General features: G+C 62.2%; 17 protein-coding genes. 4 read left to right on the forward strand and 13 right to left on the reverse strand.

What is annotated here, in order from left to right:
• Window positions 1–141: 141 nt before the first annotated feature.
• The 6 genes from CEY11_RS03405 to CEY11_RS03430 all read right to left on the reverse strand — a co-directional run bounded on the left by CEY11_RS03405 (window position 142) and on the right by CEY11_RS03430 (window position 6,528).
• Entirely contained in the window at window positions 142–1,122 is a 981-nt protein-coding gene (locus tag CEY11_RS03405; protein WP_088601938.1) for an ABC transporter ATP-binding protein, read from the reverse strand.
• Window positions 1,115–2,200 (reverse strand): ABC transporter ATP-binding protein, encoded by a 1,086-nt coding sequence (locus CEY11_RS03410; RefSeq protein WP_233154696.1) that lies wholly within the window; start codon window positions 2,198–2,200, stop codon window positions 1,115–1,117. Before CEY11_RS03410 ends, CEY11_RS03405 begins: the two co-directional genes overlap by 8 nt.
• Complete coding sequence (locus CEY11_RS03415) at window positions 2,175–3,044, reverse strand: ABC transporter permease (protein ID WP_198958820.1); 870 nt, start codon at window positions 3,042–3,044, stop codon at window positions 2,175–2,177. Before CEY11_RS03415 ends, CEY11_RS03410 begins: the two co-directional genes overlap by 26 nt.
• On the reverse strand, window positions 3,041–3,964 hold the full coding sequence (locus tag CEY11_RS03420) for an ABC transporter permease (protein ID WP_088601940.1): 924 nt from the start codon (window positions 3,962–3,964) through the stop codon (window positions 3,041–3,043). Before CEY11_RS03420 ends, CEY11_RS03415 begins: the two co-directional genes overlap by 4 nt.
• A 51-nt stretch (window positions 3,965–4,015) precedes the next feature.
• A complete protein-coding gene (locus tag CEY11_RS03425) occupies window positions 4,016–5,545 on the reverse strand; it encodes an ABC transporter substrate-binding protein (RefSeq protein WP_088601941.1) in 1,530 nt (509 codons plus the stop codon).
• Between the two features lie 242 nt (window positions 5,546–5,787).
• Entirely contained in the window at window positions 5,788–6,528 is a 741-nt protein-coding gene (locus CEY11_RS03430) for a GntR family transcriptional regulator (RefSeq protein WP_088601942.1), read from the reverse strand.
• A 419-nt stretch (window positions 6,529–6,947) separates the two neighbouring features.
• Here CEY11_RS03430 and CEY11_RS03435 point away from each other — a divergent pair, with 419 nt between their 5' ends.
• The 3 genes from CEY11_RS03435 to CEY11_RS03445 all read left to right on the forward strand — a co-directional run bounded on the left by CEY11_RS03435 (window position 6,948) and on the right by CEY11_RS03445 (window position 9,554).
• A complete protein-coding gene (locus tag CEY11_RS03435; RefSeq protein WP_088601943.1) occupies window positions 6,948–7,817 on the forward strand; it encodes a DMT family transporter in 870 nt (289 codons plus the stop codon).
• Window positions 7,818–8,036: 219 nt separating this feature from the next.
• Complete coding sequence (locus tag CEY11_RS03440; RefSeq protein ID WP_088602040.1) at window positions 8,037–8,789, forward strand: 2OG-Fe(II) oxygenase; 753 nt, start codon at window positions 8,037–8,039, stop codon at window positions 8,787–8,789.
• 18 nt (window positions 8,790–8,807) lie between these two features.
• Window positions 8,808–9,554 carry a 2OG-Fe(II) oxygenase gene (locus tag CEY11_RS03445; protein WP_233154697.1) on the forward strand — a complete coding sequence of 249 codons (747 nt, stop codon included), beginning with the start codon at window positions 8,808–8,810 and terminating at the stop codon, window positions 9,552–9,554.
• A 135-nt stretch (window positions 9,555–9,689) separates the two neighbouring features.
• Here the strand turns inward: CEY11_RS03445 and CEY11_RS03450 are convergent, their stop codons facing one another.
• The 3 genes from CEY11_RS03450 to CEY11_RS03460 form a co-directional block, all read right to left on the reverse strand.
• Window positions 9,690–10,619, reverse strand: coding sequence for an electron transfer flavoprotein subunit alpha/FixB family protein (locus CEY11_RS03450; protein ID WP_088601944.1), 930 nt, complete (start codon window positions 10,617–10,619; stop codon window positions 9,690–9,692).
• Between the two features lie 2 nt (window positions 10,620–10,621).
• A complete protein-coding gene (locus CEY11_RS03455; RefSeq protein WP_088601945.1) occupies window positions 10,622–11,371 on the reverse strand; it encodes an electron transfer flavoprotein subunit beta/FixA family protein in 750 nt (249 codons plus the stop codon).
• 138 nt (window positions 11,372–11,509) lie between these two features.
• Window positions 11,510–12,433, reverse strand: coding sequence for a histone deacetylase family protein (locus CEY11_RS03460; protein ID WP_088601946.1), 924 nt, complete (start codon window positions 12,431–12,433; stop codon window positions 11,510–11,512).
• A gap of 10 nt (window positions 12,434–12,443) precedes the next feature.
• On the opposite strand from CEY11_RS03460, the gene mltB reads away from it, so the two are divergent.
• On the forward strand, window positions 12,444–13,598 hold the full coding sequence (gene mltB, locus CEY11_RS03465) for a lytic murein transglycosylase B (protein ID WP_088601947.1): 1,155 nt from the start codon (window positions 12,444–12,446) through the stop codon (window positions 13,596–13,598).
• A 168-nt stretch (window positions 13,599–13,766) separates the two neighbouring features.
• Here the strand turns inward: mltB and cysM are convergent, their stop codons facing one another.
• The 4 genes from cysM to rfaE1 form a co-directional block, all read right to left on the reverse strand.
• Entirely contained in the window at window positions 13,767–14,672 is a 906-nt protein-coding gene (cysM, locus tag CEY11_RS03470) for a cysteine synthase CysM (RefSeq protein ID WP_088601948.1), read from the reverse strand.
• 149 nt (window positions 14,673–14,821) lie between these two features.
• The gene (locus tag CEY11_RS03475; RefSeq protein WP_233154698.1) at window positions 14,822–15,304 is read right to left on the reverse strand and encodes a ComEA family DNA-binding protein; all 483 of its coding nucleotides are present in this window, start codon (window positions 15,302–15,304) and stop codon (window positions 14,822–14,824) included.
• 292 nt (window positions 15,305–15,596) lie between these two features.
• Window positions 15,597–16,592: an ADP-glyceromanno-heptose 6-epimerase gene (gene rfaD / locus CEY11_RS03480; protein WP_088601950.1), complete on the reverse strand. Its 996-nt coding sequence runs from the start codon at window positions 16,590–16,592 to the stop codon at window positions 15,597–15,599.
• Window positions 16,589–17,515, reverse strand: coding sequence for a D-glycero-beta-D-manno-heptose-7-phosphate kinase (rfaE1, locus tag CEY11_RS03485; protein ID WP_198958821.1), 927 nt, complete (start codon window positions 17,513–17,515; stop codon window positions 16,589–16,591). The genes rfaD and rfaE1 overlap by 4 nt, the downstream gene beginning before the upstream one ends.
• Between the last annotated feature and the right edge of the window lie 151 nt (window positions 17,516–17,666).

Below are 17,666 nucleotides of genomic sequence, written 5' to 3' on the forward strand. Positions count from 1 at the left end.
CTAGGAAGCAAGGGCGCAAGGCCAGTTGAAAGGCCGCTTCGGCTATTGCTCGTTCAGCTCGCACATTTCACGCGCCGGCGCCGGCTCGCTCCACTGTGGACATGACCCAATCATTCAATGCTATTGCAGCCTGCTCCCTACCTATAAAGAACGGATTTCGGCGATCCGCCAACACTTTGCCCAATGTCCTGGCATCCACTCCTTCCACGGCGGCTCTTCGGCGCAGCGTTGCCCTGCGTAGGCACATCTGGCCCTAAATTTGCACCCCCCCGTTCCAAGAGAGGTAAAGGCATCGCCCTGGAGCACAATCCGATTCTTGGGCGCGTCCGGATCGGGCTTCGGGCTGGCGGCAAGCAGCGCCTCGGTATAGGGATGCAACGGCTTGTCGTAGATCTCGGGATTGGCCGCATACTCTACAAGCTGCCCGAGATACATGACGACGACTTCATCGCTGATGTGCTGCACGAGATTCAAATCGTGCGATACGAACATATACGTCAAACGCAATTCGTGCTGAAGATGGAGAAACAAATTAATGATCTGTGCCTTGACCGACACGTCAAGCGCGGAGACCGGCTCGTCGCAAACGAGAAAATCCGGCTGTAGCGCCAATGCGCGGGCAATGCCTATCCGCTGGCGCTGCCCGCCACTGAATTGATGCGGGAAGCGTTTTCTATGCGCACTCGGAATACCGACGAGGTCGAGCAATTTCGTGACGCGCTTTTCTCGTCCCGCCGAGGATTCTCTTTCGTGAATGACGATAGGCTCCTCTATGATGCTCTCGACGGACTGTTTCGGATCGAGGGAGCCATACGGATTCTGAAACACAATCTGCATTTGGCTGCGCAAGCGTTTCATTTCCGAGGCATCAAGGGCGAACACATCTTTCCCCTTGAAAAAGACTTTTCCCGCGCTCGGTTGGATCAAACGCATAATCAAGCGACTCAGAGTCGTCTTGCCACTTCCACTTTCGCCTACGACGCCAAGCGTTTGGCCCGGCATTATGGTGAAACCCACACCGTCCACCGCACGCGTAACATGAGCGGGACGCAAAAACGCGCGTTTGACGAAATGCTTCTTCAGCCCTTCGACACGCAGCAAAGGCAAATCGGACTCAGACATTGGAGAGCGCTCCTGCCTCGGCGCGAGGTTCGACCCGCATGGGCGAGTTTTCGACATGCAGCCAGCAGCGAACCAACCGTCCTGGCTCAAGCTCTTCGAGCGGCGGCCGATGTTCCTTGCACAACATCGTGGCATGCCTGCAGCGGTCAGCAAAGCGGCAGCCGCCTGGCAACTGCCCCAATCCCGGAACCATCCCACTGATAGCAGGCAGCATCGTCTTTCTATGCACGGCCCCTTGACCTATGGACACCGACTCCAGCAGCCCGATCGTGTACGGGTGCAATGGTTCGCGAAAAATGCAGCGCACGGGCGCGCGCTCGACAATTTCCCCTGCGTACATGACGCAAACATCATCGGCCATTTCAGCCACGACACCCAGATCGTGGGTGATGAGTACGATCGCAGTCCCGGTGCGATCCCGCACATCCCTCATTAAATTGAGAATCTGTGCCTGGATCGTGACATCCAGCGCTGTCGTCGGCTCGTCGGCAAGCATTACCTTGGGCTCACACGCCAGCGCCATGGCGATCATGACCCGTTGGCACATACCACCGCTCATCTGATGGGGATATTCTCTGGCGCGAAGCTCCGGATCTCCGATACCGACAAGCGTGAGCATCTGAATCGCGCGATCCCGGGCCTCTCTGCGGCTTATCCGCCGGTGGAACCGCAGGCCTTCCACAATCTGTTCGCCAACACGCATCACGGGGTTGAGCGATGTCATCGGATCCTGGAAAATCATCGCGAGATCCCCACCTCGAATACTTCGCATTTCCCGTTCGGGGATCGATCCGATATCCCCATGGCCGTCCAGCTCAATGACACCGCCGGCCAGCCTGCCCGGGGCAGGCACCAGACGCATGATAGAAAGGGCCGTCATGCTCTTACCACATCCGGACTCGCCGACGAGGCCGACGATGCGGCCACGTCCGACAGTAAAACAGACCCTATCGACCGCATTGACCATGCGGTCGCCGAACGGAAACGCCGTTTGCAGATCATCGACGCGCAGGACGTCCCCTGCCGCACTAGAATCCGGTCGGGCCGCCGACTCACATTCGGACATCGAGCGAATCACGTAGCCAGTCTCCAACAAGATTGACACTAAGCACCACTACGGTAATGGCAAGCCCCGGTACGGTCGTAAGCCACCATGCGACATCCAGATAGGAGCGGCCCTCACTGACCATTGAACCCCACGAGGGCGTGGGCGGCTGCACCCCCAAACCGAGAAAACTCAAAGAAGCTTCCATCAAGATAAGGCGTGGAATCTCGAGTGTCGCAACCACGATGATTGGCGAGGCGACATTCGGCAATATATGATGCCGCACGATGCGCCACGCCCCGGCGCCCAGGGCATGTGCCGCTTCTATGTAGTTCAATTCACGGACGACCAGCGTTTCCGCGCGCACGACTCGCGCGAATCGCACCCAACTCGTCAGGCCCAGAACAATTATGATGTTGAATAGACTCGGGCCAAGCGCCGCTACAAGCGCGATCGCCAGAATAATGAATGGCAGGGAAAGCTGTATATCGGCGAGACGCATGATCAAGGCGTCGACCCTCCCGCCGATGTACGCGGCGATGATTCCCAGCATAGTTCCCACGGTTCCGGCGATGAAAGTACACACGAAACCGACAAGAAGCGTGATCCGGGCTCCGTACAAGAGGCGAGCCAGAACGTCTCGACCGAGCTGGTCGGTGCCGAGAAAATGCGCGGTCGAACCTAATTTCTCCCAAAAAGGAGGGAGCAGCCGATGGCTCAAGTTTTGCGCGAGCGGATCCGCGGGGCTCAGATACGGGGCCGCCACCGCAGCAACTATCACCGCGAGCACAATCGCAACCCCGACCATCGCCTCGACATTTGAACCCAAGCCTCGAATGTAGCGGGCAACGCCGATAGGCTTCTCGTCGACCATCATCGCAACCTAATCCTTGGATCCAGCGCCATATATAGAATATCCATCACGAAATTGATCGCGACGAATAGAACGGCGATAGTGAAAACGGCGGCCTGGATCAGAAATATGTCCCGGTTGTAGATCGCTTGAACGACAAGGCGGCCGAGTCCAGGCCACGCGAATATCGACTCGGTAATCACGGCTCCTCCAAGTAGAGTGCCAAACTGCATCGCGACGAGCGTCACCACAGGCAACAAGGAGTTGCGCAGGACATGACGCAACGTGACGACCAGAGCCGAAACGCCCTTGGCCCTCGCGGTGCGCACAAAATCCTGCGTGAGCGTGTCCAGCACGCTTGCCCGCAATAGTCGTGTAATGCTCGCAGTGGAGTATGCGGATAGAGTTAAAGCCGGGAGGGCAATACTCATCCAGCCATTGTCCCGGCCCGAACTGGGAAACCACCCTAGCTGAACCGCAAAAACCTGTATAAGAAGGATGCCGATCCAAAACACCGGCGCCGACTGTCCCAGAAGCGCGATGATGCGTAGTAGCGCATCCCTCCAGGTACCTCTCAGGATGGCCGCAAACAGACCCGTTGGAACGCCGATGAGCAGCGCCACGCCCATCGCCGCAAAAGTCAACTCCAGGGTTGCGGGCAATCGTTCCAGAACAATAGGAAGAGCGGGTTCTTGATACCGTAACGAGTTGCCGAATTCAGCATGCAATAACACGCCCCGGGCAAAACTCAGAAACTGGATCCATAGCGGACGATCAAAACCCATGTCATGGCGGAACGCGACGATTTCCTCGTGTGTACTATCGGTGCCCAACGCCAGCGCCGCCGGGTCGCCAGTGAGATGCACGATCAAGAAGACGAGGATCAACAGTGCTGCAACCACGAGCGCGGCGTGAAAAAACCTCCCCATAACGAAGCGCATCATAGATAGCCCCTCTTGCCGGCTGTGGCTGCAACAGAACTAGACTCTCTTTTGTCAATGACCAACTACAGTGATCTGATCCAGATCGATTTTTTCATCGATCGTCGGCTTCCACTGTATGCGGTCACTTCGAATGCCATAAATGTTGGGCTGCTGGTACAAGGGCAGAATCGGCGCGTCTTCCTGGATAATGTGCTGTATGTCGCTATAGATCTTCATCCGGGCCGCGACATCGGTCGTCTTGCGGCCGGCAAGAATCAGTTTGTCCAGTTTGGGGTTGCTGTAGAAGCCGCCGTAATTCGCATTCGTGATCAAGCGCGACGTCAGCAACTGGTCGGCGTCAAACATTTCATCTCCCGCCCCGAGAATGGCAAGGCCGGAGAATTTCCGAGCGGCCCACCGCTTGACGAAACCGCCCCACTCGTAGCGATGGATTTTCGCTGTCACTCCAACTGCAGCGAGTTGACCCGCGATAGCCTCCGCGATTTCGTCGATCTTCACATAGCGGCCGCTCGGAACATCGAATCCGACTTCGAATCCTTTGGGGTAGCCCGCTTCAGCCAGCATTTTTTTCGCTAGCGCCGGGTCGTACGACAAAGGCTTGACGGTCGGATCGAATCCAGCCGTTTCCGGAATGAACAATGTTGCGATACGGCGGCCATGCCCGCCAAGGATGTTCTTGATCAAGCCATCGACGTCGACAGCATGCGTCAGGGCAACGCGGACTCGCCGGTCGGCCAGCGGGCCGCCGTTGAGGGGGTTGAAAACTATGTGGATATTGCGCGAGCTCATCATGACCTTGACGCTCACGTTTGCAGTCTCTCTCAAGGATTTGATCTGATCCGGAGGCACATCGCTGATAATATCCGCCCTGCCGAGCTTGAGATCCGCAATACGCGTCGTTATTTCCGAAACCGGCTTGAATGTGACGCGCTCGATTCCCGACTTCCTTCCCCAATACTGGTCATTAGCCTGGAGCACAAGACTTTCGTCCTTGTCCCATCGCACAAATTTATAGGGGCCAGTACCGACCGGCTTGGTCTTCAGGATGTCATTGCCGTATTTTTTTATGTATTTGGGAGGAAGCATCACTCCGAACAGGCCCGTAAGCCTTCGGATGACGATAGGATCCGGCTCTTTGGTCTTAATCCGAACCGTGTAAGGGTCGACCACCTCGACATCAGCGAATGTCGTGTAGTACGCGGCGAGACGCGGCCGCGGCTTGATACTCTGATCACGAGACCGCTCGATACTGAACTTTACAGCCTCCGCGTTGAAATCCTCGCCGTCATGGAATTTCACACCGTGCCGCAAATTGATTTCCCAAGTCAGCGGATCCACCAATCGATACGACACTGCGAGATGCGGCACCGGATTGCCGTCCGGGCCAACGCGAAACAGCGAGTCATAGATATTCTGCGTGACTCGGCCTGTGGCCGTGTCGATTTCAAGCTGAGGATCCAACGATACAATGTCCGACCCCTGCTCAATAACGAGATTCTTCAGCGTCGGTTGAGACATTGCGGGCTGCGCCCCGAAACCGACTCCTAATAGCAAAACTGCCAAACTTAGCCAGTGCTTCATTTGGAACCTCCTCCTATTGAACCTAGATTATTAGGGCCGCCAGACGTATCTCTTGCGAATCACCTTCAGTAACCCGCGGCCCAGCAGCCATGACGCGCAGGGCCTGAAGCAGAAACATGCCGGCTGCCTTGATGATCGAAACGGCTTTTCTATTTAAAGTTTCGAAATCAACCGTGTCATAGACGGCAAAGACATTTGCACCTCCTTTGAATTTATAGGTGGCAGCGCCAAGACGGAAAAACTCAGGGGCTGGGCAGCAGGAGTACTGAATATCTAAAGCGCTGCGGGTGATACCAAGCGACAACAGTTGCGATAGGTTGATCGCTGTCCACGAAGTAAGTGCGCGTAACGCGTAACAATGGCGTCCCCGCTTTTATTTCGAGGTGGCTTGCAACGGCGCGGCTTGCCCGATCGGGATCTATCGCTTGTTCGGCTCTGCCAATCTGACGGTTGAACACGTCCTCTGCGACACAAACAGCCGGGCGGCCCTCCACTAGGCGTTTGGGATCCAACTGCCGCCCTACGTCGGGCGTGACGTACATGAAAGAAAAACTGAACGGCCCCTCGCGGCCGCAATGCAACATGTTGCAAGCCATGACTGGCTCATCTTCGGCCAGCCGCAACCCTGCCGCGATCTCTCCCGTTGCCTTGACGATCTCCATTCCCAACACAACCTGAGACAGCGAAGGCGCAGGCGCGAGCATAGTTTCAAGCGATGCCGTCAACTGCACGAGCTTCGATGGCGCATGGCTGACGAAGGTGCCAACGCCTTGCTTCCTTACTACCACCCCTTGACTAACAAGGCGTCCCAAAGCACGCCTGACAGTAATTCGGCTGACCCCATATCGCTTGCAGAGCTCGACCTCGGTTGGCAACTCTGCTCCGGGAGCGATCAAACCGTCATCAATTGATTGCCGTATACGCTGCTCCACGCGGAAATACAGCGGTGTGGGGCTGGCTGGCAAGGCGGATTCTGGGCTCATGAAAAGAAGTTCACATGGCTACATATCTTTGTGTTGTTATGACAATATAACTCTTGTAAGGCCTTAACAATAAGTAGAAACGCTAACCATGGGCTGCGCCAAAGGGCGCAACAGGCGAGTGCCCGGCCACGTCCTTCCGCCCATGGGAAGTACCGGGAAGTACAGGCAGCGGCGGCCGCTGACGAGCCCTCCGGCCCGACAATAAGGGGCGGCAGCGCTATCCGACGCCGCGCTAGGCTGTGCTTCCGTGTTCTACTTGAGGATCTCGGCGGCCAGCCCACTGCTGGTGGGCGCCCGACAGAATTGCGCTTTCCCGCGCAATCCTAAGCCGCTAGCCCTCGGGCTGGCCAATTAGCGGCTGCGCGGCAGCCAGCCACGGGAAGGCGCAAATGACAATCACAAACCTTGGAATACCGACGATGGAAAAGACGGCTAGCGGGTGGATCAGCGGTTTTATCGGCGTGCTGATCTTTGCCGGCTCATTGCCGGCGACGCGCGCCGCGGTCATCGACCTCGAGCCCGTGTTCGTGACCTGTGCGCGGGCCAGCATTGCGGCGCTGCTCGGCCTGACGCTGCTGCTGGCCTGGCGTCAACGCCGCCCGGACAAGTCGCAGATACCCTCGCTGGCGATCATTGCGCTGGGCGTGGTGGTCGGTTTTCCGCTGCTGACGGCGCTGGCCTTGCGTCATATATCGTCCGCCCATTCGATCGTTTTCCTGGGGATGCTGCCGCTGTGCACCGCCGCTTTCGGCGTGCTGCGCGGCGGCGAGCGCCCCCGGCCGGCGTTCTGGCTGTTCGCACTGCTGGGCAGTGCCTTCGTGGTCGGCTACGCCTTGTCCAACGGCATGCGAGGATCCGCATCCATGCAAGGCGATTTACTGATGCTGGGCGCGATTATCGTGTGCGGCCTGGGCTACGCCGAAGGCGCCAAACTGTCCCGCAAGCTGGGCGGCTGGCAGGTCATCAGCTGGGCGCTGGTGCTGGCGCTGCCGGTCATGCTGCCGCTGGGCCTGTACACCATGCCGGCATCATTCGCCGGCGTAGGCACCTCGGCCTGGGTCGGGCTCGCGTATGTGTCCATCTTCAGCATGCTGATAGGCTTCATGTTCTGGTACCGCGGCCTGGCCCTGGGCGGCATCGCCGCAGTGGGCCAGCTGCAGCTGTTGCAGCCCTTCTTCGGCCTGGGCCTGGCCGCCCTGCTTTTGCACGAAACGGTAAGCTGGGCCATGCTCATCGTGACGCTGGGCGCAGTCATTTGCGTCGCCAGCGCCAGAAGGTTCGCTGCCTGAGGCGCAGTGGCTATCATGCTCTCGATGGCCCGTTGCGCAGGGCACGATAATAGTCACCAGCGCGCCCACGCATGCCCGGATTGTGCGATGCCTCGGCGCGGCCCGTCCGGGGCGAACGGCCCTCGCGGCCAGATGGAATTCGACCGCAAGGATCGGAGTTTCATCAAAGCAGCCTATCCCTAGACTGATGGTATGTCAACGACTTCGGCAGATGCCTTCATGAGCCTCCACCGGCAATCCGCTATCGATTTTCGCTTCCCCTCTGCTGGCCCTACCACCGCCGGGCTCGCGCAGGACTGGGACGGCATCGAGCGATCGCTGGACGAGAGCGGGCTTGCGCTACTGCCGGGCCTGCTGAATCGCGCCCAGTGCGAGGCATTGGCCGCGCTCTATGCGCAGGAAGACGGCTATCGCGCGCGCATTGTGATGGCCCGCCACGGTTTCGGGCGCGGTGAATACAAATATTTCGCCTACCCTCTGCCGCCCCTGGTCGACAGCCTGCGAGTTGCGCTTTATCCCCGTCTGGCCCCCATCGCCAATCGCTGGCGCCGGCAACTGGGCAGCGACGTGCGATACCCCGCCGGCCTGGATGACTTCCTGGCGCAATGCCACGAGGCAGGCCAGACGCGGCCTACGCCTTTGATTCTGGAATACCGGAAAGGCGACTACAACTGCCTGCACCAGGACTTATACGGCGAGCACGTGTTTCCGCTGCAAGTCGTCATTCTGCTGTCCGAGCCCGGGAAGGATTTTTCCGGAGGCGAGTTCGTCATGACCGAAACAAGCGGTTCCGGCCAGCGCGCCGAAGTGATTCCGCTGCGCCAGGGCGACGCGGCGGTCTTCTCCGTACACCGGCGGCCGGCGCCGGGCAAGCGGGGTGGCATACGCAAAGCCGAGATGCGCCATGGCGTCAGCCTCCTGCGCAGCGGCACGCGCCATACCGTAGGCCTGATCTTCCACGATGCGCGTTGAAGGAATCAGGACGGCCTCATGTTCGAACACGGCTTGCCCATGACCCCATCGACGGCCTCATTCCGGGCCACGCTGAAAAACCTGGATTGGCCGGGCATCATCGCCCAGCTGGATGCCGAAGGCTATGCCGTGCTTCCCGGTTTGCTCGAACCCACACAGGCACAAGGCCTGGCGCATCGGCTCAACGGCTGCGCCTGCGCGGCTCTGCGCCGCGTGTCTTTGGCTTCCTGCGGCCTGGGGCGCGGCGAGCTGCATTTTTTCGGGAACCAGCTGCCCGAGCCTCTGGCGGCATGGCGGGTGGCGTTCTATGAACACCTGACCCCCATCGCCAACCGCTGGAACGAAACACTGGGCCTGGATTACCGCTACCCGGCGACATTGCACGAGTTCCAGCAGCGCAATCGCAAGGCCGGCCAGACGCGGCCCCTGAGCCGCTACGACCGACTGGGCGAATCGGACTTTGTGGCACTACATCAGCAAAGCAAGGGCGCACATGTGTTTCCCATGCAAATCGTAGTCCTGCTGGGGGTACCGGGCGCAGATTACACCGGCGGCGAATTCGTGATGACTGAACAACGCCCGCGCATGCAGTCCCGCCCGATAGTCGTACCGCTGCGGCTGGGCGATGCCGCCATCATCGCTACGGCGCAGCGGCCGTTCAAAGGCAGCAAAGGCCATTACCGGGTCAATCTCAAGCATGCGATCGGCCGCGTGCGCAGCGGGCAGCGGATCGGCCTGGAACTGTCGTTCCACGACGGCCCGTAGAGCGGGCTCACGCAGGCATCGGCCAGGCATGCGCGCGCCCGATGCTGGGCAATATGGAATGAAAAACCCCGCCCAGGTATTTCCGGGGCGGGGCTTGTCGTGCGCGCGGCGCGACTGCCGCGCGGGACTGCGGTATTACAGGGCGGAGACCAGTTCCGGCACGGCCTGGAACAGATCGGCCACCAGGCCGTAGTCGGCCACGCCGAAGATCGGCGCCTCGGCGTCTTTGTTGATGGCCACGATGACCTTCGAGTCCTTCATGCCGGCCAGGTGCTGGATCGCCCCCGAAATACCGATGGCCACGTACAGCTGCGGCGCCACGATCTTGCCGGTCTGGCCCACCTGCCAGTCGTTGGGCGCATAGCCCGCGTCCACCGCGGCGCGCGATGCGCCCAGTGCCGCGCCCAGCTTGTCGGCCAGCGGATCGAGAATCTTGAAGTTCTCGGCGCTGCCCATGCCGCGCCCGCCCGACACCACGATCTTGGCCGCGGTCAGTTCGGGACGGTCGCTCTTGGCCACTTCACGCCCGACGAAAGACGACAGGCCGGAATCGGCCACCGCCGCCACGGACTCCACCGCAGCGCTGCCGCCTTGGGCGGCTACCGCGTCGAAACCCGTGGTGCGCACCGTCAGCACCTTGACCGGATCGGCAGACTGCACCGTGGCAATCGCGTTGCCGGCGTAGATCGGACGCTGGAAGGTATCGGGCGCATCGACCGCGATAATGTCGGAGACCTGCGCCACGTCCAGCTTGGCGGCCACGCGCGGAGCCACGTTCTTGCCCGAGGCCGTGGACGGGAACAGGATGTGGCTGTAGTCCTTGGCCACCGCCAGCACCTGCTCGGCCAGATTCTCGGCCAGCCCGTCGGCCAGTTGCGGCGCGTCGGCCAACAGCACTTTGGAGACGCCGGCGATCTGCGCAGCCTGCTCGGCCACAGCCTGCGCGCCGCTACCCGCGACCAGCACGTGCACGTCGCCGCCAATCTTTGCCGCCGCGGCCACCGTGTTCAGCGTAGCGCCTTTGAGCTGGGCGTTGTCGTGTTCGGCTATTACCAGATTCGTCATGATCAGATCACCTTCGCTTCGTTCTTGAGCTTCTCGACCAGAGTAGCCACGTCGGGCACCATCACGCCCGCGGAGCGTGCCGGCGGCTCGGTGACCTTGAGCGTCTTCAGGCGCGGCGCCACGTCCACGCCCAGGTCGGCCGGGGTGTAATTGTCGAGCTGCTTCTTCTTGGCCTTCATGATGTTGGGCAGCGTGACGTAACGCGGCTCGTTCAGGCGCAAGTCGGTGGTGACGATAGCCGGCAGCTTCAGCGTGATGGTTTCCAGGCCGCCGTCCACTTCACGCGTGACGGTGGCACTGTCGCCGGAGACTTCCAGCTTGCTGGCGAAGGTAGCCTGGGGCCAGCCCAGCAACGCGGCCAGCATCTGGCCCGTCTGGTTGGCGTCGTCGTCGATCGCCTGCTTGCCCAGGATCACCAGTTGCGGCTGTTCCTTGTCGACCAGCGCCTTGAGCAGCTTGGCCACCGCCAGCGGCTGCAGCTCGGCATCGGTCTGTACCAGGGCGCCGCGGTCGGCGCCGATGGCCATGGCGGTGCGCAGGGTTTCCTGGCATTGCGCCACGCCGCAGGACACCGCCACCACTTCCGTGGCCGCGCCCTTTTCCTTCAGGCGTGTGGCTTCTTCGACGGCGATCTCATCGAACGGATTCATCGACATCTTCACGTTGGCAATGTCCACACCGCTTTGATCGGACTTGACGCGCACCTTGACGTTGTAGTCGACGACGCGCTTGACGGGTACTAAAACCTTCATCCAGCATCCTCCAGGGAATTGTCAAAAGTCAAAAGAAATCTGTCGCTCTCTTGCGGCGCCGCAGCATCCTTGTTGTGTCGGGACAGGCCCGGCTCGGATCGCATAAATTGCTGCGGCGCAATGCCGTAAACGACCATTCTACAACTTTGCCAGCGCGCGCACGTGCGCGGCAGCGCTGCGCCCCAGTGCCGACAGGTTGTAGCCGCCTTCCAGGAAGCTGGCGACGCGCCCTTGCGCCGTTACATCGGCCAATGCAACCACCTGTTCCGTGATCCAGGCGTAGTCGGCATCGCTCATGGAGAGCTGGCCCATATCGTCTTCGCGATGGGCGTCGAAACCCGCCGATATGAAGACGAATTCGGGCCGGAAGGCCTCGAGGCGCGGCAGCCAGACGTCGCTGACGATTTGCCGCAGCATATCGCCACCGGTATAGGCCTGCACCGGTATGTTGAGCATATTGGGCGCCGCCGGCGGCGCCCCGCTGCCCGGGTAGAAGGGGTGCTGGAAAAAACTGCACATCAGCACTCGCTCGTCGCCGGCGAACATTTCCTCGGTGCCGTTGCCATGATGCACGTCGAAATCGATCACCGCCACGCGCTGCAAGGCATATTTATCCAGCGCGTAGGCCACCGCCACTGCGATATTGTTGTAGATGCAGAAACCCATGGCCTGGCCCGGGCGCGCATGATGCCCCGGAGGCCGCACCGCGCAGAAGGCCGTGGCGGCCTGTCCCTGCATGATGGCATCGACCGCGGCCAGGCCGGCACCGGCCGCCACCTGCGCCGCTTCCAGCGTGTGCGCATTGAGCAGCGTGTCGGGATCCAGCTCGAAATAGCCCTGCGCCGGCGCATGGGCCTGCAGATAGTCGAGATATTGCGCGGTATGCACGCGCAGCAGATCGGCGCGCTGCGCCTGCGGCGCCTGAACCTCGCGCAGGAAGTCGAGCAGGCCGCTGGCCAGCAGCTGGTCATTGATGGCATCCAGGCGCGCCGGACACTCGGGATGCCATTGCCCCATTTCATGCAAACGGCATGCCGGGTGGGTAATATATAGGGTCTCCATAAGGATGATTATGTTCAGACCCTTTCGTATTTTGCAAGCCGCCGCGCTGGCTCTGGCCCTGAGCGGCTGCGCAACGACGAAAACCCGCCCCGCCACCGCCCCATCGGCGCCGGCGCAGCCCACGGCCGGCACGGGCACGACGGCAACGCCATCCATCCAGGCAGGCAGATCCATCAGCGGCTCCACCAGCTTCCAGGATGCCGGCGGCCGCTTGCGACCCGACATCCAGGCCTATGCGCGCGAAGTCTCGCAAACTCGCGGCGTGCCGCTGCCGCGCGTGGAAACCGTGCTCAAGGCCGCCCGCTACAACGCCACGGTGGCGCGCCTGATGCGGCCGTCCAATATCCACGTGCGCCGCAGCTGGGTTACCTACCGCAAGCGCTTCGTCGACCCGATACGCATACGCGCCGGCTCGCAGTTCTGGATGGAAAACCAGGCCACCCTGGACGCCGCCGCCCGCCGCTACGGCGTGCCGCAATCCATCATCGTCGCCATCATCGGCGTCGAAACCATTTACGGCAGGCAGACCGGCGGTTTTGCGGTCATCGACGCGCTGGCCACGCTGGGCTTCAGCAATCCCGATGACGCGCGGCCCGAGCGCAGCCTCATGTTCCGCAACCAGCTGGCCGACCTGATCCAGCTCGACCACGAAAAGAAGCTCAACGCGCTCGAAGTCGAAGGTTCTTATGCCGGCGCCATCGGCCTGCCCCAGTTCATGCCGGGCAGCATCATGCGCTACGCCGTCGACGGCGATGGCGACGGCCACATCGACCTGCTCTACGACCCGAAAGACGCCATCCCGTCAGTGGCCAACTACCTGCGCCAGCACGGCTGGGTGCCCGGCCTGCCGGTCTTCGCCCCGGTACTGCTGCCGCCCGACGCCGGCGCGCTGGTGGGCGGCGGCATCGTGCCCAGCACAGACTGGGCGAAACTGCAGGCGCGCGGCGCCCGAGTGCGCCCCGGGGCGGCGAACACCGCCTGGGAGCAGTATCCGCTGGGCGTGGTGGACTTGGTCGACGAGCCTCGCAATCTCAAGGAATACCGTACCGGCACACCGAATTTCTTCGCCATCACGCACTACAACCACAGTTATTTCTACGCGGCGTCCGTTGCCGACCTGGCCCAGGCCATCGCCGACAACCTGGGGCTGCCCGGCCCGAACTGAGGCACACGCATCAAAACCTCGCCAGCAGCCCCAGACTGGCAAGGCTCATTAGCCGCAGCCGTAAACGATGTAGCGGTGCGGCGATATTGCGTTGCGGCGTTGCGGCGCTGCGGCGATGTAGCGATGTAGCGATGTAGCGATGTAGCGATGTAGCGTTGCGGCAGGATGCTAATTGAACACGCCGGTCGACAGGTAGCGGTCGCCGCGATCGCAGACGATGAAGACGATGGTGGAATTTTCGACCCGCGCGGCCACGCGCAGGGCCGCCACGGCCGCGCCGGCCGACGAGATGCCGCCGAAGATGCCCTCTTCGGCCGCCAGCCTGCGGGCCATTTCCTCGGCCTCCGACTGCTGGATCAGTTCGAATTCATCCACCTTGCTGGCATCGTAGATTTTGGGCTGGTAGGCTTCGGGCCACTTGCGTATGCCGGGGATCTGCGAGCCCGGCGCGGGCTGAGCCCCCACCACGCGGATGCCGGCATTGCGCGAGTGCAGATACGTGGCCACACCCATGATGGTGCCGGTGGTACCCATGGCGCTGACGAAGTGCGTGACCTGGCCGTCGGTCTGCTGCCAGATCTCGGGGCCGGTGGTCTCGATGTGCGCACGCGGATTGTCGGCGTTGGCGAACTGATCGAGCACCTTGCCCTTGCCCTCGGCCTGCATCTTCAAGGCAAGGTCGCGCGCGTATTCCATGCCGCCCTCGCTCGCCTTGGTAAGAATGAGCTGCGCCCCGTAGGCCGTCATGGCCGCCCGGCGTTCCTGCGTCAGGTTGTCGGGCATGATCAGGATCATCTTGTAGCCGCGTATGGCGGCGGCCATGGCCAGCGCGATGCCGGTGTTGCCGCTGGTGGCTTCAATGAGCGTGTCGCCCGGGGCGATATCGCCGCGTTCCTGCGCGTGGCGGATCATGGAGCTGGCCGCCCTGTCCTTGACCGAGCCAGCCGGGTTGTTGCCTTCCAGCTTGGCCAGAATGACATTGCCGCGGGCCTCGCCAGCCTGGCCGGGTATGCGTTGCAGGCGCACCAGGGGAGTTGCGCCTATGGTGTCTTCGATGGTCGGGTATTTTTTCATGCGGAAATCATACACCGATAGCCGCGCGCGACGCAGGCTTGCGCGACGGGCAGCGCCCACCCCGTGCAGATGTGCAGATGAACGCGCGGCGGGCGACAAGCCTGCACCGCATGGGGTGCAGGCCTCATCACGCGCGAGGCGACGGAGCGTCAGCGTCCGGCGGACTTGCCGGATCGACCCGAAGCCTTGGCTCCGCCCTGCGCCTTGCGGCCTGAAACCGCTTTGGCCTGGGCCGAAGCAGCGGCCGCCTGCGCCGTGCCCGCGGCCGCTCCGGCCGCCCCCACCGTCAGCCCCGAGGCCTGCAGGGTCACGGCTTTCTTGGGCCCTATGCCCTTGACGCGCTCGGCCAGGTCGTCGAAGGATTCGAAACGCCCGCCGCGCGCCCGCTCTTCCAGTATGACCTGGGCCGTCTTGGGGCCTATGCCGCGCACGGTTTCGAGCTGTGCCTGGGTGGCGGCGTTGACATCCACCGCCTGGGCCGCCGGCGCCAGCATCAGGCCCGCGGCCAGGCCCAAAGCGCCCAGAGCGGGACGCCAGAAAGGCCTGCGGCCGCGCCGCACGGCGCCGCGCACGGGCGCGCATTCGCTCGCGTCCAGCGGACGCGCGACAGTCGATTCGGTAAAGGGATTCATGGGATCTCCTGGTGATGGAACAAGCATGAAGGCCCGGTGCCCCGTTCGGTTAGTCCGTGGGATTGAATTCGAATGAACGCGCCGTCCAGACGAGGCGCAAACCGCGGCGATAATCGATAACTACCGCAAGGGTTTGCTACGCCGCAGGGACGGCGCGGGCGCCGAATTCATACATGGGCATCAAGCAAACAGGGCACCGCCCTTCATGGCTTCCATCATGGGCGAGCCGGCCGCCCCGGTCGAGGGCGCCGGCACCACAAGATCCATTGGTAAAGCTACCGCCGCGCCGGCTTCACAGCCGGCCCTGCTCCAGCAGCGCGCGCACATAAGACGCAACCCCGTCGCCCACATCGCGGAAGGGCTGCGTGTAGCCGGCGGCGCGCAGCTGCGTGAGATCGGCCTGGGTGTGGCTCTGGTAGCGGCCCTTCAGGTCGTCGGGGAAGTCGATATAATGTATCAACTGCTGCTCGACCATTTCCTGCAGCGACAGCACAGGCTGGTTTTCCGCGGCACGCAGCGTGTTGACCACGGTGTGCGCCACATCGTTGAAGGGCTGGGCGCGGCCCGTGCCGCAATTGAAAATGCCCGATTTGTCGGGGTGGTCGAGGAAGTACAGGTTGACGTCCACCACGTCGTCGATGAAGACGAAATCGCGCAGCTGGCCGCCGTCGGCATAGCCGTCCCAGCCGCCGAACAGGCGCACATGACCTTCTTTGCGGAACTGGTTCATGTTGTGGAAGGCCACCGAAGCCATGCGGCCCTTGTGCTGCTCGTTGGGGCCGTAGACATTGAAATAGCGCAGGCCGGCCACGGGCGCCGCCAGCGCGTCCAGATGGCGGCGCAGCACCTGGTCGAACAGATATTTGGAATAGCCGTACACATTCAGCGGCGACTCGTACACCGGGTTTTCCGCATACACCGGGCCCGCGCCGTACACCGCGGCCGAGGACGCATACACCAACGGTATTTTCTGCGTCTGGCAGTATTCGAACAGCTCGCGCGTTACGGTGTAGTTGTTGTCCAGCATGTACTGGCCATTGCGCTCGGTCGTGTCCGAGCAGGCGCCCTGGTGCAGCACCGCCTCTATGCCCGACAACTGGCGCCGCGCCACCCGCTGGCGGAATTCGTCTTTGTGCAGGTAGTCGGCGATGCGGCAATCGACCAGGTTGACGAACTTGTCGCCCTGCGTCAGGTCGTCGACCACCATGATGTCGGTATAGCCGCGGCGGTTCAGGCCCGCCACCAGGTTGCTGCCTATGAAGCCGGCGCCTCCGGTTACTATGATCATGCCAATTCTCCTGCCGTCACCACCGACGTTCCAAGTTTGCCCACCACGATGCCGCCGGCGCGGTTTGCCCAGCGCATGGCATCTTCCCAGGACAAGCCCGCGGCACGGGTCACAGCCAGGGTGGCGAGCACGGTGTCGCCTGCCCCCGACACATCGAACACTTCGTGCGCCAGCGCATCGACATGCGCGCGCCCGGCCTGCGTGAACAGCGTCATGCCCTGCTCGGAGCGCGTCACCAGCAAGGCCTCGAGCTGCAATTCGCCGCGCAGCGCCTGGGCGCGCTCGGTAAGTTCGTCCTCGGTCTGCCAGCGCCCCACCGCCTCCTGCATTTCGGCGCGGTTGGGGGTCACCAGGCTGGCGCCGCGATAACGCCGATACAAATGCCCTTTGGGATCCACCAGCACAGGCAGGCCGGCCTGGCGCGCGGCGGCTATCAGGCCTTCCACCTGGCCCAGCACGCCCTTGGCGTAATCGGACAGCACCAGCACGTCGTGGTCGCGCAGCAGCGCGGACATCTCGGCTTGTACCCGCTCCAGGCTCTGCGGCGCCGGGCCTTGCTCGAAATCTATGCGCAACAGCTGCTGCTGGCGCCCCAGCACGCGCATCTTGGTGGTGGTGTGCAGGCTGGCGTCATCGACCAGCTTCGTGCCGATGCCGGCCTCGGCGGCCAATTGCGCCACCTTCTGCCCGGCCTCGTCCGTGCCGACCACGCCCAGCAAGGTGGCCTGTCCTCCCAGGGCGACAATATTGCGCGCCACGTTGGCCGCGCCCCCCAGGCGGTCTTCGCGCCGCGCCACGCGCACTACCGGCACCGGCGCCTCGGGCGAGATCCGTTCCACCTCGCCGAACCAGTAGCGATCCAGCATCACGTCGCCCACCACCAGCACCCTGGCCCGGCTGACTGCGTCCAATGGGAATTTCATTATGTCAGCTCCGCCGCGCCAGGCGCCATGCGGGCCACGAGGCAAGCAGGCCCAGGCACGGCATGCCCCGCAGGGGCTGTGCCATGCCTGGCGAATCCGAACGGCATGCGGGCAGCCAGAGCCAGGCGGGCAGCGCGCGTCAGCGGAGGCG

This window comes from Candidimonas nitroreducens, from assembly GCF_002209565.1.
GTDB classification, from domain to species: Bacteria; Pseudomonadota; Gammaproteobacteria; order Burkholderiales; family Burkholderiaceae_B; genus Candidimonas; species Candidimonas nitroreducens.